Below are 14,579 nucleotides of genomic sequence, written 5' to 3'. Positions count from 1 at the left end.
CCACCCGGCGCCAAACCCCCGGCCCCGCCCCCCCCCCGCCCCGCCCCCCCCCCCGCCCCCGGGGGGCGGGCCCCGCCCGCCCCCCCGAGGCCGTGTCGTGCGCGGACCCGGCGTTCCCGCAGCGCCCCGGCAGGGTCGTTCACGCCCTGACGATCCGGTCCGCGACACCGTCCAGGCGCTGGTGGAGCGTCCGGTCCGCAGCGAGCGGCGCGGTGTCCGCGCCCGCTCCGGCCCGCAGCCCGGCGAGGAACTCACCGACCGCCTCCACAGAGGTGTGGAGGGGCTCCCAGGAGAGTTCCTCCCTCGCCCGGCCGGTGTCCATCAGCGGCAGGTGCAGCACCGCGTCCAGCAGGTCGGGGGAGGCGGGGACCAGGTGCAGCCGCCACGCCGCCGCGAGGGCGGCCCGGACCGGACCGGCCGGCATCGACAGGCTCCGCGCCTCGAACAACCCCGCCAACACCTCGGAATCCAGGGGCGGTTCGGCCGCCAGGTTGAAGGCCCCCCGAACCGGAAGGGCCACGGCCGCCCGGTACGCGCTCGCCGCGTCGTCGGTGTGCAGGGCCTGGAAACGCAGCCCCGGCAGACCGGGCACGACGGGCACCAGCCCCGGCCGCACCAGACGACCGGGGAGCAGCCGTCCCGCGAAGATCCGTCGCTGCTCCGAGGCGGCCTCCCGCTTGAAGAGGAACCCCGGCCGCATCCGCACCACCCGGATCTCCGGATGCTTGATCTCGAAGGTGTCGAGGACCCGTTCGAGGTACGCCTTCTCCCGCGTGTACGCGGCCTGTGGCCAGCCGTGCGTGGGCCAGGACTCGTCCACCGCACGGTCCTTGGGGCCCGGGGAGTACGCGCCGACCGAGGAGGCGTGCACGAGCGCCGGCACGCCCGCGGCCGCGACGGCGTCGAAGACGCGCAGGCTCCCGAGGACGTTGGTGCGCCAGGTCTCGGCCGGGTGGTGGGTGGGCTGGAACTTCCAGGCGAGGTGGACGACGGCGTCCGCACCGATGAACAGCGGAACGAGGTCCTCGCCGCCCGGTTCGATGTCCACGGCCTCCCACCGCGACTTCGGCGGTCGCCAGCCGGGGACCCGGCGGGCCAGGCCCAGCACGGATTCCACGGCGCGATCCTCCGTGAGCGCCCGCACGACACTCGTTCCGACGTTCCCGGTCGCGCCGACGACCACGACGCGCAGACCGGCTCCGCCGGTCCCTCCGGGGCCTTCCTCCACTGTCCGACGCATGGCGGGTGCCTCCCTTCCGGGGACGGCGTCCGCGGCCCGCCACGGGGCGCTCCGTGCCGTCGGACACGGCGCGGACACACGCCGGGCGCCTACCCGTGCCGTCCGACGGCACTCCACCCGTCCGGGTCACTCCGGGCGCGCCGGGCGATTCCGCCGCGGCGGGACGGGTACGCGCTCCCCATGACGACCACGAAGCCGCCGCCGCCCGCCCCCACCGGGCACGCGGCACCCCAGGCCCTGAGCCCACCCGTGCCCGCCGAGGGCCCCCTGCCCAAGGACCACACCCAGGCGATCCTGGAGACCACCAAACTGGTCGCCGCCCTCCTCAAACGGTCGGGACTCCCCTTCGCGCTGGCCGGCAGCGTGGCCGCGTTCGCCCACGGTCTGCCGGCCATGTTCCAGCACGACACCGATTTCTGCGTCCGGCCCGAGGACGCCGACGCGGTCATCAAGGCCTTGGAGGAGGGAGGCATCGAGATGCGCCGCGCCCCTGAGGACTGGCTGGTCAAGGGTCGCTCCGGCGGGGAGGAGATCGACCTGATCTTCGAGCTGGAACGGCGCCCGGTGAGTACGGAACTCCTGGAGCGGGCCGACGTGAAGGCGGTCGACTCGGTGTGGATGCCCGTCCTCGCGCCCACGGACCTCATGGGCAGTCGGCTCGCCGCGCTCTGCGAGCACTACTGCGACTTCGGTGACCTGCTGCCCATGGCCCGCATGCTGCGGGAGCAGATCGACTGGGGCCGACTGGAACGGGACCACGGGTCCGAGCCGTTGCCCGACTCGTTCCTGTACCTGCTGGAGCGGCTGCGCGTCATCGACGCCAGGAACACCATTTCCGGATCCGGGCCGGCCGGACCGGCACGGGAGGAGAGCTGATGACGTCCCACGACATGGTGGAGTACCGGATCGAGCACCTGCGCGACCGGCTGGCCCGCGAGGACATCGCGGAGCTGGGCGTACGCGTCGAGGCGCGCGGGTCGGGCGCGGTGATCTCGGGCAGCGTCACCAGCCCGGAGTGCCGGGCCGAGGTGTTGAGGCTCGTCGCCGAAGAACTGGCCGGCCTGGACTGGCAGGAGGACTTGATGGTGAGCCGACCCGCGCCGCCCGGAAGGGCGGAGGAGCTGTCGTGATCCGTGTGGCGGCCGTCGGGGACATCCACCTGGGCCCCGGCAGCGCCGGATTCCTACGGCCCGCCTTCGACACCCTGGGCGACTGCGCGGACCTGCTGCTCCTGGCCGGTGACCTGACGCGGCACGGCACCAGGGAGGAGGCCAGGGTGGTCGCCGGCGAGGTGGCCGGGCTGGCCGTCCCCGTCGTCGCGGTGCTCGGCAACCACGACTACCAGAGCGACGAGGAGGAAGCCGTCGCCGAGGAACTCACGGCCGCCGGGGTGCACGTCCTGGAGGGCACCGGAGTCGTGCTCGACCTGGACGGCACGCGGGTCGGGGTGGCGGGGACCAAGGGCTTCGGCGGCGGCTTCGCCGGCCGCAGCGGCAGCGACTTCGGGGAACCGGAGATGAAGGCCTTCATCCAGTACACCCGCACCTGCGCGGGAGGGCTGGAGAAGGCGCTGCGAGGCCTCCAGGAGGCCGGGAGCGACCTGCGCATCGCCCTCACCCACTACGCGCCCGTCCCCGACACGCTCGCCGGGGAACCCCTGGAGATCTACCCGTTCCTGGGCAGCTACCTCCTCGCGGAGGCCATGGACGGCGCCGGGGCCGACCTCGCCGTCCACGGCCACGCCCACTCGGGCACCGAGCACGGCATCACGGCCGGCGGGGTGCGGGTGCGCAACGTGGCGATGCCCGTCATCGACCGGGCCTTCGCGATCTACCACCTGTCGCCCCACGCACCCCTGCCGACCGGATCCCCGGACCGCTCCGCACCCTGACGGCGGGCTGCTAGGTGAGCCCCTGCGGCCTTTCCTCCGGCCGCGGGGGCTCCTCGTCGTGCGCGCGCACCTCTGCGCCGTCGGCGGGGAGGGCCGCCCCCTCCTCGTCGGGGCCCTGCCCTACGGGGTCGGGACCATCGCCCCGCTCCGCGTCCTCGTCGGCCGCGTAGGCGCGCAGGTGCACGATCACCGTATTGGCGACGGCCACCAGCGGGACGGCGACGACCGCGCCGCCGATCCCGGCGACCAGCCCGCCCGTGGCCACGGCCAGGAGCACCGCCAACGGGTGCAGGCGGACCGCCCGCCCGAGGATGAACGGCTGCAGGATGTGGCCCTCGATCTGCTGGACGACGAGCACCACCACCAGGGCCATCAACGCCGTGAAGACGCCCTGGGTGACCAGGGCGACGATCACCGCGAGGGCGCCGGAGGCCACGGCGCCGACGAGCGGCACGAACGAGGCCAGGAAGATCACGACACCGATGGGCACGGCCAGGGGCACGCCGAGGAAATAGATGCCCACGCCGATGAAGAGGGCGTCGATCAGGGCGACGATCATCGTTCCGCGTACGTAGGCGGTCAGCGTCCGCCAGGCCCGGGGACCCGCGTCGGCCACGCCGGGACGGGCGGCGGACGGGATCAGCTTGAGCGTCCACTGCCACACGCGCGGGCCGTCGTAGAGCAGACACAGCGTGCAGAACATCGCCAGGAGCATGCCGGTGATGATCTCGACCAGGACGGTCACGCCCTGCAGACCGGTCGAGGTGATCTCGCTGGTACTGGTGCCGATCGCGTCGGTCAGCTTCTCGGCGACATCGTTGATCTGCTGTTCGGTCACGTGCAGCGGGCTGTCGATGAGCCACCGCTTGAGTTCGGCGATGCCCTCCTGGAGGCGGCCGGACAGGGTGTCGAGGTTGTCGAGCACCTGCCATACGACGAACCAGCCGACCAGACCGAGTACGAGGAACCCGCATATCGCGGTCACCGCGGTGGCGAGCCCCTGCGGCAGCCCCCTGCGGTGCAGCCGGGCCACGGTCGGCTGGAGCAGGGCGGTGACCAGCAGCGAGACGACGAAGGCGAGCGCGACCAGCCGGACCGCGCCGATCACCCTCATCACGACCCACAGCGCGGCGGCCAGGACCAGGAACCGCCAGGCCGCCTCCGCGGCCACGCGGACGCCCCAGGGCACCGCACGGGCCGGGTCCGGGGCCCGCGTACGAGCCCTGCGGAGCTGGGCCATCCGCTCGGCCTGCTCCGCGTATTCGGCCTCGTACTCGGCGTTGCGGCGCGCCAGGGCCCGCGAGCGCCGTTCGCCGACCGCGTTGGCACCGTTCTTCACGCGGTCGAGCCATGTGTGGGTTCCGGGCATCCGGACCATCCCTTCTCGTCGCTGGCCTTCTGCCCCCATTTCCCGAGATCAGCCGAACCGATTCCGCAGCCGTTCCGAGCGGGGTCCGGGGTGGTCGCGGGCGGGGTTTCGCGGTCGCCGAGGGCGGTCCGGGACGGCGGCGCGAGCGTGCGGTGGGACGGCCGGGCGAGGGCGGGTAGGCGCCGTGCATGAACACACACGCCCTCGACACCGCCGCGCCCCCGCACGCCGGGCGGCCATCGGCGCTGCACACCGTCGCGACCTCATGGCTGAAGGGCCTCGACCGGCTCGAACGGACCACGGTGGCCGACCCGGCAGTCCGGACCCTCCAACGGGCGATCCGCTCGCTCCCGCTGGGCGGCGTGCGCGACGTGCTGCGCGGCAGGCCGCTGGGCCATCCCCTGCATCCGGTGCTGGTCCAGGTCCCCATCGGCTGCTGGCTGTCGGCCGGTGTACTGGACGCCGTACCGGGGGCGGGCCGCGCCGCGACGACCCTGACGGCCGTGGGCCTGGCCGGCGTCGCCCCGGCCGCGGTGGCGGGTTGGGTCGACTGGGCGGACCTGCCGCCCCGACAGGCCCGGGTCGGACTGGCCCACGCGGCCGCCAACGCCGCCGCGGTCACCTGCTACACGGTGTCCCTGGTGGCACGCCTGCGCGGCCGTTCGGTGAAGGGCCGTCTGTGGTCACTGGCCGGCCTGGGTGCCGTCTGCGTGACGGGCGCGCTCGGCGGGCACGTCGCGTACCGGCAGGCCGTGGGGGCCGACCCGACCGCCTGAGGGAGCGCCTCCCGACACGGGTGCCGCCGGGCCAACGGCCCCCGGAACGGGCCCGTTTGCCCCTGGGGGACGGGGGCAGACGTGCGGCATGTCGGAGACCTCACAGACGGTGAACACGGAAACCGTCACCACCAAGGTGCCCGCGCGGCTGGACCGGTTGCCCTGGTCCCGGTGGCACTGGATGATCGTGATCGGGCTGGGCACCGTCTGGATCCTGGACGGCCTCGAAGTCACCGTCGTGGGCAGCATCGCCAGCCGCCTCTCCGAGGACGGCAGCGGCCTGTCCATCACCGACGCGCAGGTCACGGGTCTGGCTGCCGCGCTCTACGTGGCGGGAGCCTGTTCCGGCGCCCTGTTCTTCGGCCGCCTCACGGACCTGTTCGGTCGCAAGAAGCTCTTCCTGATCACGCTCGCCGTCTACCTGGCCGCGACCGCCCTGACCGCCCTGTCCTTCTCCTCCTGGTGGTTCTTCCTCTTCCGGTTCCTGACCGGATTCGGCATCGGGGGCGAGTACGCGGCCATCAACTCCGCCGTCGACGAACTGATCCCCAGCAAGTACCGCGGCCGCGTCGACCTCATCATCAACGGCAGCTTCTGGCTGGGCGCGGTCGCCGGCGCGCTGCTGTCCGTCGTCGCCCTGAACACCGAGATCTTCGCCCCGTCGGTGGGCTGGCGGCTGACGTTCGCCCTCGGCGTCGTCCTCGGTCTGGTCATCCTGCTCGTACGCCGGCACGTCCCGGAGAGCCCCCGCTGGATGGTCATGCACGGCCGGGCACAGGAGGCCGAGGACCTGGTCGCCGACGTCGAACGACAAGTGGAGGCGGAAACCGGGAAACGGCTGCCGGAGCCCGGCGCGGCCATCACCGTCACCGTGGGCCGCCACATCGGTTTCGGGGAGATCGCGAAGACCGTGTTCCGCACGTACCCGAAGCGGGCCGTGCTGGGCCTCTCCCTCTTCGTCGGTCAGGCCTTCCTGTACAACGCGATCACCTTCGGCTTCGGTTCCATCCTGGTGACCTTCTTCGACGTGTCCAGTTCGGTGACCGGCTACTATTTCGCCGTCATCGCCGTCGGAAACTTCCTCGGCCCGCTGCTGCTGGGCCGGTTGTTCGACACGTTCGGCCGCCGCCCCATGATCTCCGGGACGTACATCCTGTCCGGTCTGCTGCTGTTCGGGACGGCCTGGCTCTTCGGCGCCGGCCAACTCACCGCGCTGACCATGACCGCCTGCTGGTGCGTCGTGCTCTTCTTCGCCTCCGCCGGGGCGAGTTCGGCGTACCTGACCGTCAGCGAGATCTTCCCGATGGAAACCCGCGCGATGGCGATCGCCTTCTTCTACGCCATCGGCACCGCGGCGGGCGGCATCTCCGGACCCCTGATCTTCGCCGGCCTCACCTCCAGCGGCGTGGTGTCGGACGCGGCCCTCGCCTTCTGCATCGGGGCCGCGCTGATGGTGGCCGCGGGGCTGGTCGCCGTGTTCTACGCGGTCGCCGCCGAGGGCCGCTCCCTGGAGGACATCGCCACCCCCCTCTCGGCCCGGACCCCGGAGCCGTCCGGCGCGGTGAAGGACCCCGCGTGACGCCGCACCCGTAGGGACGTACGCCGGCGGGCGGCCGTCGCGTGGATGACCGCCCGCCCGGGCGGGCTCCGTCGGCGACCGCCGGACCTCATGCCAATGTGACGTAGGTCACGGTGGGCGGCCCGATGAGTTCTCCCCGCGGGCCGGGTCAACCCTCGGACCGCACCGGCAGCGCGAGCGAAGGACACGAAGCCATGACCGACACCGTGAAGGGCCCCGCCTCCTACTTCCCCTCGATCGAGAAGAAGTACGGCCGCCCGGTCGCCGAATGGAAGGCGCTCATCAGCGCCTCCCCGCTCACCAAGCACATGGAACTCGTCTCCTGGCTCAAGACGGAGCACGGCCTGGGCCACGGCCACGCCAACGCCCTCGTCGCGCACACCCTGGCCGAAGCCGGCGGAAAGTGAGCCGGAGCCGGCGGCGGAACGGGCGCGGCGCTCCCCGGACCGCGTCCGCCCGTGCCGGCTCATCGAGCCGCTCCACCACCGGTGGGACGTGGGACCCTGCGTCCGGGCGCTGCGCGGCTCTGCGCGAGCCCATGGGCCCGTCCCTTCCCGACGCCCTGCCGGTGGCATTGGAGTGGCCCCGTACGGGCCGATGGCGTGGCTTCCGCGCATACCGGTACGCCTTCCTAAGGTCGGCGGGTGACGGGGGACCGGTCGCAACAGGTGGGTGAGTCGTGGAACGCATGACGGCACGAGCACGAGTGGGCACGCGCGAGCGGCTCCCGGCCGGTACCGGCCGTACGACGACGTGGACGCGGACCCGGCGGCTGGCGGCCGTGACGGGCCTGCTGATGCTCTGCGCACTGCCGACCGCGCCCGCGGGCGCGACGGACGCCGCCGACGTTCGCTCACCGGCCGGCCCGCCCCTGTACGTCAGCGACTACGGCAACAACCGGGTCGTCACGCTGCCTGCGGACGGGGGCGAGCAGATGACCGTGCCCCTGGACGGACTGGTGCGTCCGACCGGCCTCGCCTGGGACCCGGCCGGCGCCCTCTACGTCTCCGACACCGGTAACAACCGGGTCGTGACGCTGCCCCCGAACGGCGGGGAACAGGCCACCGTGCCCACCGTCGACCTGTCCCGCCCGCTCGGCCTCGCCGTCGACGCCGCCGGGAGCCTCTACATCGCGGACAGTTTCAACGACCGGGTGGTGAAGGTGCCCGCCGGCGGCGGCCCCCAGACGGTCGTCCCCACCAGCGGCCTGCTCCACCCCTGGGGCCTGGCGCTGGAGCCCGACGGCGACCTGTACGTCTCCGACTTCGTCAACGACCGCGTCGTCAAGGTCGCGGCGGACGGGAGCGGCCAGACCACCGTGCCCACGGTCGGCCTGTCCCAGCCGACCGGCCTCGCGCTCAACGCCGCGGGCGACCTCTACGTCTCCGACAGCGGCAACAACCGCGTCGTGAAGGTGTCCGCGGCCGACGGGCAGCAGAGCACGGTTCCCGTCACCGGCCTGAGCGATCCGTTGGGCCTGGCACTCGACGGTTCCGGCGGCCTCTACGTGGCCGACGGCTTCAACAACCGGGTGGTACGCGTACGGGAGACGGGCGGCGGACAGGTCACCCTCGCTTCCACCGGGCTCAACACGCCGACCGGCCTCGCCTTCCCGCCGAGGAAGGCCCGCCCCGGCCCGCTGGGTGCGATGGGAACGGCCGATGCCACGGACGCCACGGATTCTCCGAACGTCGTGAACAAGGGCCTCTCGAAGCTCCGCTGACCCCCTCGCGCCACGAGGCACCCGGGCCCGTAGCGGACTTCCGGTCAACGGGCCGGGTGGCGACCCTCGGGTGAGGGGTCCACCGGGGCCCCGGGAAGCCGAACCGTGACGAGGAGACCGCCGGCCGGACGGGGGACGAGGTCGAGGGTGCCGCCATGGGCGCGGACGACGCTGTGCACGATGGCCAGGCCGAGGCCGACGCCGGCGTGCTCGTCGGTGCGTACGCGTTCCGTTCCGCGCTGGAAGGCTTCGGTGAGGATCGGGACCAGGTCCGCCGGCACCGGATGGCCCGTGTTCTCGACCCGCAGCACGCTCGTGTCGTGCTCCGTCCCGGTGTGGACCGTCACGGAGCCGCCGGCGGGCAGGTTGTGGACGACGGCGTTCTGCACGAGGTTCGTCACCATCCGCAGGAGGAGCTCCGCGGAACCGGGAGTACGGGTCGCCCCGCCGGTGACGTCGAGCGTGATCCCGCGCTGCTCGGCGAGGTGGAGCAGGCTTTCGGCGGCCTCCTCGGCGAGGAGGGAAAGGTCGACGTTCTCACGGGTGAAGCCGCCGCGGTCGCTGCGAGCGAGCAGCAGCAGGGCCTCGGTGAGGTCGATCGCGCGGGTGTTGACCACCTGCATGCGCTCCAGGAGCGCGTCCCGGTCCCGGTCGGGATCGCGGCGGGCGACGTCGAGCAGCGTCCGTGAGATGGCCAGCGGGGTGCGCAGTTCGTGCGAGGCGTTCGCGGCGAACCTCCGCTGTTCGGCGACATGCGACTCCAGTTGTTCGAGCATCGCGTCGAACGCGTCGGCGAGTTCACGGAACTCGTCCCGGCGGCCCTCCATGCGGACCCGGTGGGAGAGCGATCCGGCGCCGGCCCGCCGGGCCGCGTCCGTGATCCGGGTGAGCGGTGCGAGCATCCGTCCGGCGAGGACCCAGCCGCCGACGAGGCCGAAGACGAGCAGGAAGGCCATCGCCACGGCCGCCGCGGGGGCGAAGGTGCGCACGAGGAGGTAGCGGTTGGGCGAGATGCCCAGGAGCCCCTTGGTGTTGTCCGGCACGTAGCGCAGCAGGAACACCCACACCACCGCCAACAGGAGGGCCCCGGCGACGGCGAGGAACCCGGCATAGCTGAGGGCGAGCTTCAGCCGGGCACTGGGCCCCGGTCGTCTAGGCACGCGTGCGGCCGGGGCCGGCGGTGTCGGCCGCGTCGGGGCCGGTGGCGATGCGGTAGCCGACACCCGGAGCCGTGGCGATGACCCATGGCTCGCCGAGCCTTTTGCGCAACGCGGAGACGGTGATGCGGACGGCGTTGGTGAAGGGGTCGGCGTTCTCGTCCCAGGCCCGCTCCAGCAGCTCCTCGGTACTGACGACACCGCCCTCGGCGGCGACGAGCACGTCCAGGACGGCGAACTGCTTGCGGGTGAGCGCGACGTACCGTCCGTCGCGGAAGACCTCCCGGCGGAACGGGTCGAGCCGCAGACCCGCGATCTCCCGCACCGGGGGACGGGTGTGCGCGCGCCTGCGGTCGAGCGCCCGCAGCCGCAGGACGAGCTCCCGCAGCTCGAAGGGTTTGGTGAGGTAGTCGTCCGCGCCGAGCCCGAACCCGGACGCCTTGTCGTCGATGCGGTCGGCAGCGGTGAGCATGAGGATCGGGATGCCGCTGCCGGAGGCGACGATGTGCCGCGCGACCTCGTCACCGGAGGGGCCGGGGATGTCGCGGTCGAGGACCGCGAGGTCGTAGGCGTTGACGCCGAGCAGTTCCAGGGCGGAGTCGCCGTCGCCGGCGATGTCGGCGGCGATCGCCTCCAGCCGCAGACCGTCACGGACGGCCTCGGCCAGGTACGGCTCGTCCTCCACGATCAGTACGCGCATGCCCGAAGCCTAAGCGGCACGGCATATCGCCGACGTATGCGACGTATGCGACGTGTGCACCGGACCGCCTGCTCAGCCGCCCGACGCCGAGGCAGACGCGGGAACGGGTGCGGGCCGGTCCGCCGGCGCTTGCCCCGCGGTACGCCACCAGCGGCGCGACGCCAGTCCGGCGAGCGCGGCGCCGACGGCGTTGACCAGTACGTCGTCCACGGAGGACACCCGGTCCAACCGCAGGACGTACTGCGCGGTTTCGACCACGACCGAGCAGCCCGCCCCGAGGGCCAGGAGGCGCGGTGCGGACGCCACCGCGGCGAACCTCATCGGGGCGAAGAACCCCAGGGCCGCGAAGACCAGCAGGTTCCCCGCGATGCCGAGCGGCCCCATCGTGACCAGGTCCAGCAGCGGTACCAGGCTCACCCGCCCGGGGACGACGCCCGCACCGGCGCCCGGCATCAGGATCATCCAGACGAACGGCACCGTCCCGTGGACCATGCCCACCTCGGCCAGCGACATCCGCCACGCCGCGGTGACCCCGGCTGCGCGCCGCCGGTGCGCCAGCGCCCACACCACGAGTAGGGAAAGCGGCAGCGTGGCCAAGGTCATGAACACGACACCGTTGAAGGTGTCGAAGCAGCCGTGCCACCGACCGGCCAGGCACCTCGGAGCGGACATCAGGAGCATCCGCCGCATCAGGAACGCGGCGCCGGCCACGCCGAGGACCGCCAGGCCGAGGAGCACGATCCCGCGCCGGCGGCGGGGAGGCGCGGACAGGGACACGTCTTGGGTCATGGCCCCATGGGACACGCGCGGCCGTTGCGGGGGCGTATGCGATTTTCGATACGCCCGCGATACACACCCGCGATACACGCCCGCGGTATCAGCGGGGCCGCACGGGACGACCTTCAGCCGCCCGGTCGGAACGACCACCGGGTGTGGCTGTAGACCCCGTCGTCCCGGCCGAACCCGTACGCCGTGGCCGGGGCCACCGCGAACACCACGGCGTTCCCCGTGCGGAACGCGTCCCCGATGCCGTGGAAGGTGCCCTCGGGGGAGGTGATGTGCGCACCGTACTTCGCCTCGTACGCCGTGATCACCTCCTCCAGCGCCGCCGGATCGGAAACCTGCTCCGCCGTGCCCTCGATGACCAGGTCGAGCCCCTCGGTGAGGGAGTTCCCTCCGGTGGTCACCGCGCAGTGACCGTCGTGGGCGAGGTTCTTCGCCTTCTGTTCCCCCGGGCCCGTCGAGAAGTACAGCACCCCGTCGTGCCAGGCGGCGATGACGGGTGTGACGTGCAGTCGGCCGTCCGGCCGCACCGTGGACACCCAGAAGATCTCGGCGGCGGCCAACTGCCGCCGCGCCTGGGACCACTCGGTGGCGGTGACGTCCTCGGCACCCGGGCGGGGATTGAGCGCCGAGCTGTAACGTGCGTCGAGCTCGGTCGTGTGGGGAGCGGTGGGTCCTTGATCCGGCATGGCAGGTCTCCTTCCTCACTCCATGGTCGACCGGCCGCCCCCCGTGGCCACTGTCGACACGCCCGCGCCCACCTCCCTCTCGATCCGTCCGTCGCACCGATCCGACGGCCCGTGCCGACGGACCCGCGGGTAGGTAGGTTGGTCGCGTGATCGATTTTCTGCGGGACGCCCCGGTCGAAGGCAGCCTCGACGTCGTATGGCACGCGGGTTGGCCGTCCCCCAAGCACGACCCGGCTCCGGAGATCCAGATCCACGCGTACACCGAGCACACGGTGATCCTGCGCCAGAACAAGTCCGTGCACTACGAGGCCCCGTTCGTTTTCCTCCTCTTCGGCAATGACCGCGCCCTGCTGCTCGACACGGGAGCCTCCGCCGAGGTCGCCCACTTTCCGCTGCGGGCGACGGTCGACGCCCTCGTGGAGGACTGGCTGGCACGCCACCCGCGGCCCGGGTACGGCCTACTGGTCGCCCACACCCACGGGCACGGCGACCACACCGCGGCGGACGGCCAGTTCGCGGACCGGCCGCTCACCACGGTCATCGGCGCGGGCCTGGACGCGGTCACGTCCTCCTTCGGACTGGAGGACTGGCCGCACCGGACCGGGGAGCTCGACCTGGGCGGTCGGATCCTCGACCTGGTGCCCGGCCCCGGGCACCAGGAGGCCGGGCTGGTCTTCCACGACCGGCACACCGGGCTGCTGCTGACCGGCGACTCCGTCTATCCCGGCCGGCTCTACATCGCGGACCGGGCGGCGTACTCGGCCACCGTCGACCGGCTGCTGGACTTCTGCGCGACCCGCCCCGTCCGTCACGTCCTCGGCTGCCACATCGAGATGACCACCAGGGCCGGCGAGGACTACCCGCGCGGCACCACGCACCAGCCGGACGAGCCACCGCTCCAGCTCACCACCGGCCACTTGCACGACCTGCGCCGAGCCCTCGACGAGACGGCGGCCGGCCGGGGCGCCCACCCGTACGACGCGTTCGTCCTCGTCTACCGCGACTGACCGGAACGGCCGGCGGGCCGGGCGGCGACGCGGTTCCCCTCCGGTTCCGCGTCCCCCTCCGGTTCCGGTTCCCCCGCGCCCTTCCCGTCCTGGCGCCCGTCGGTCGCTGCGGGCGCGTCCGGGCCCCCGTGAACACCGGGGCGCTCCGTCCAGAACGTGCCGGACACCGCGCGCCGGGCCAGCATCACCACGATCCCGACGAGGCTCAGGCCGAGCGCGATGACCAGGGGCGGGCCGAGGCCGAACCAGGTCGTACCACCCGCCGAGTTGGTCGGGTCGGCCATGTCCGCGACCGCCTCGACGAGCAGCCAGGTCAGCATGGCCGCGCCGATGACGGGCCCGGCGCCGATGAACAAGAACGCGCGTACTCCCGCGGTGAGCCGGCGCCGGTGGTAGACCGCGCAGGCGATGCCGGTGAGGGCGTAGTAGAAGGCGATGAGCAGGGAGAGCGCCGTCAGGGAGTCGGCGAGGGCGTTCTCGCTGATCCGATGGATGAGCAGGTACCAGACGGTGGCCGTGCCGGCGACCCACCACGTGCTGACGGCGGGGGTCCGGTACCGGCCGTGGATCCGGCCGAATCGGCTGGGGAGGGCGTGCCGGCGCGCCATGGACAGCGCGGTACGGGACGCCGGGATGATCGTCGTCTGGGTGGAGGCGAGCGCCGAGGTCGCCACGGCGAGGAGGACGATCCAGTCCCAGCCGCCGAGGACCTCGCGGGCCAGCGAGGCGAACACGGCCTCCTCTTCGTCGGCGTGCGCGCCGAGGTAGCCGGTGCCGGCGAAGGCGACGACCGCGAAGGCCACCGAGACGTACGTGGCCAGCAGGACGACCGTCGACCAGATTCCGGCCTTCCCCGGGGTGGAGGAGGGGTCCGTCGTCTCCTCGGAGAGATTGACGGCCGACTCCCAACCCCAGTACACGAACACGCCGAGCAGCAGCCCGCCGGTCAGCGCCGTGCCCCCGGCCCCGAAGGGGTTGAGCCAGCCGGCCTCCGGACGCACCGAGTCGAGGGACCCGGTACCGGAGAGGACCTTGTGGAGGGCCACCGCCGCGAAGACGAACAGGCAGACGGTCTGCAACAGGACGAGGACGTTCTGCAGGCGGGCCGCCGCCCGGGTGTCCCGTACGCACAGCGCGGCCATCGCCACGATCAGCAGCACGGTCAGCGACTGACGGACCAGGGTGTTCGCGGCCCAATCGTCGAGGCCGACGGCCAACAGGCCGAAGTTGACGGCCACATCGGCCAGTGAGCCCACCACCAGGACGCCGGTCATCGTGATCGCCCACCCGCCGAGCCAACCGGCCGTCGGCCCCAGGGCGCGGGTCACCCACGAGAAGGTGGTGCCGCAGTCAGGATCGGCCCGGTTCAGGTAGTAGAAGGCGGAAGCGATGAGCACCATCGGCACGAAGGACGCGAGCATCACCCCGGGAGCGTGGACGCCGACCAGGGCGACGATCGGCCCGATCACGGCGGCCAGGGAATACGCCGGCGAGGTGGCGTTGAGCCCGATGGCGAGGGCGTCGACGAACCCGATCGCGTTCGGTTTGAGCGTGGCGGCCGGCGTCCGCGGGGTGTCTTCGACCATGGTCCCTCACTGGTGCGGTGTGAACGGGGCGTGAATGCGACGAGGAAACCCGTGTGCCGTACAGGGGGTCAATGGTGTT

The 14,579-nt window shown here is 72.6% G+C and carries 15 protein-coding genes; 8 read left to right on the top strand and 7 right to left on the bottom strand.

Annotated features, from left to right (window positions below; genetic code table 11):
- Positions 1-139 precede the first annotated feature (139 nt).
- Positions 140-1,240, bottom strand: a complete 1,101-nt coding sequence (locus ACFY0I_RS03660) for an NAD-dependent epimerase/dehydratase family protein (RefSeq protein WP_388889636.1) — start codon at positions 1,238-1,240, stop codon at positions 140-142.
- 180 nt (positions 1,241-1,420) lie between these two features.
- On the opposite strand from ACFY0I_RS03660, the gene ACFY0I_RS03655 reads away from it, so the two are divergent.
- Genes ACFY0I_RS03655 through ACFY0I_RS03645 form a run of 3 tightly spaced genes read left to right on the top strand, consistent with a single transcriptional unit; the run spans position 1,421 to position 3,131 of the window.
- Complete coding sequence (locus ACFY0I_RS03655) at positions 1,421-2,116, top strand: nucleotidyltransferase family protein (protein ID WP_388889634.1); 696 nt, start codon at positions 1,421-1,423, stop codon at positions 2,114-2,116.
- Entirely contained in the window at positions 2,116-2,370 is a 255-nt protein-coding gene (locus tag ACFY0I_RS03650) for a hypothetical protein (RefSeq protein ID WP_388889632.1), read from the top strand. The genes ACFY0I_RS03655 and ACFY0I_RS03650 overlap by 1 nt, the downstream gene beginning before the upstream one ends.
- Positions 2,367-3,131 carry a metallophosphoesterase gene (locus ACFY0I_RS03645; RefSeq protein WP_388889629.1) on the top strand — a complete coding sequence of 255 codons (765 nt, stop codon included), beginning with the start codon at positions 2,367-2,369 and terminating at the stop codon, positions 3,129-3,131. The genes ACFY0I_RS03650 and ACFY0I_RS03645 overlap by 4 nt, the downstream gene beginning before the upstream one ends.
- Before the next feature lie 10 nt (positions 3,132-3,141).
- Here ACFY0I_RS03645 and ACFY0I_RS03640 read toward each other — a convergent pair whose 3' ends face one another.
- Positions 3,142-4,509: an AI-2E family transporter gene (locus ACFY0I_RS03640; RefSeq protein WP_388889626.1), complete on the bottom strand. Its 1,368-nt coding sequence runs from the start codon at positions 4,507-4,509 to the stop codon at positions 3,142-3,144.
- A gap of 179 nt (positions 4,510-4,688) precedes the next feature.
- On the opposite strand from ACFY0I_RS03640, the gene ACFY0I_RS03635 reads away from it, so the two are divergent.
- The 4 genes from ACFY0I_RS03635 (at position 4,689) to ACFY0I_RS03620 (ending at position 8,578) form a co-directional block, all read left to right on the top strand.
- Positions 4,689-5,276 carry a DUF2231 domain-containing protein gene (locus ACFY0I_RS03635; RefSeq protein WP_388889623.1) on the top strand — a complete coding sequence of 196 codons (588 nt, stop codon included), beginning with the start codon at positions 4,689-4,691 and terminating at the stop codon, positions 5,274-5,276.
- An 88-nt stretch (positions 5,277-5,364) separates the two neighbouring features.
- Positions 5,365-6,855: an MFS transporter gene (locus tag ACFY0I_RS03630; RefSeq protein ID WP_388889621.1), complete on the top strand. Its 1,491-nt coding sequence runs from the start codon at positions 5,365-5,367 to the stop codon at positions 6,853-6,855.
- Positions 6,856-7,049: 194 nt separating this feature from the next.
- The gene (locus tag ACFY0I_RS03625; RefSeq protein ID WP_388889618.1) at positions 7,050-7,262 is read left to right on the top strand and encodes a DUF4287 domain-containing protein; all 213 of its coding nucleotides are present in this window, start codon (positions 7,050-7,052) and stop codon (positions 7,260-7,262) included.
- 281 nt (positions 7,263-7,543) lie between these two features.
- Positions 7,544-8,578 carry a hypothetical protein gene (locus tag ACFY0I_RS03620; RefSeq protein ID WP_388890634.1) on the top strand — a complete coding sequence of 345 codons (1,035 nt, stop codon included), beginning with the start codon at positions 7,544-7,546 and terminating at the stop codon, positions 8,576-8,578.
- A gap of 44 nt (positions 8,579-8,622) precedes the next feature.
- Here ACFY0I_RS03620 and ACFY0I_RS03615 read toward each other — a convergent pair whose 3' ends face one another.
- The 4 genes from ACFY0I_RS03615 to ACFY0I_RS03600 all read right to left on the bottom strand — a co-directional run bounded on the left by ACFY0I_RS03615 (position 8,623) and on the right by ACFY0I_RS03600 (position 11,907).
- Positions 8,623-9,738 (bottom strand): sensor histidine kinase, encoded by a 1,116-nt coding sequence (locus tag ACFY0I_RS03615; RefSeq protein ID WP_388889615.1) that lies wholly within the window; start codon positions 9,736-9,738, stop codon positions 8,623-8,625.
- Entirely contained in the window at positions 9,731-10,435 is a 705-nt protein-coding gene (locus tag ACFY0I_RS03610) for a response regulator transcription factor (protein ID WP_388889612.1), read from the bottom strand. Before ACFY0I_RS03610 ends, ACFY0I_RS03615 begins: the two co-directional genes overlap by 8 nt.
- A gap of 72 nt (positions 10,436-10,507) precedes the next feature.
- On the bottom strand, positions 10,508-11,224 hold the full coding sequence (locus ACFY0I_RS03605; protein ID WP_388889610.1) for a VanZ family protein: 717 nt from the start codon (positions 11,222-11,224) through the stop codon (positions 10,508-10,510).
- A gap of 113 nt (positions 11,225-11,337) precedes the next feature.
- Positions 11,338-11,907: a pyridoxamine 5'-phosphate oxidase family protein gene (locus tag ACFY0I_RS03600; RefSeq protein ID WP_388889608.1), complete on the bottom strand. Its 570-nt coding sequence runs from the start codon at positions 11,905-11,907 to the stop codon at positions 11,338-11,340.
- A gap of 146 nt (positions 11,908-12,053) precedes the next feature.
- On the opposite strand from ACFY0I_RS03600, the gene ACFY0I_RS03595 reads away from it, so the two are divergent.
- Positions 12,054-12,914: an MBL fold metallo-hydrolase gene (locus ACFY0I_RS03595; protein ID WP_388889605.1), complete on the top strand. Its 861-nt coding sequence runs from the start codon at positions 12,054-12,056 to the stop codon at positions 12,912-12,914.
- Here the strand turns inward: ACFY0I_RS03595 and ACFY0I_RS03590 are convergent.
- Entirely contained in the window at positions 12,902-14,500 is a 1,599-nt protein-coding gene (locus ACFY0I_RS03590) for an APC family permease (protein WP_388889603.1), read from the bottom strand. The two genes, ACFY0I_RS03595 and ACFY0I_RS03590, sit on opposite strands and share 13 nt — an antisense overlap.
- Positions 14,501-14,579: the final 79 nt, after the last annotated feature.

This window comes from Streptomyces sp. NPDC001568 (assembly GCF_042893755.1).
Classification (GTDB): domain Bacteria; phylum Actinomycetota; class Actinomycetes; order Streptomycetales; family Streptomycetaceae; genus Streptomyces.
The sequence above is the reverse complement of the archived record's forward strand: the minus strand, read 5'-3'. Positions and strand labels throughout refer to the sequence as shown.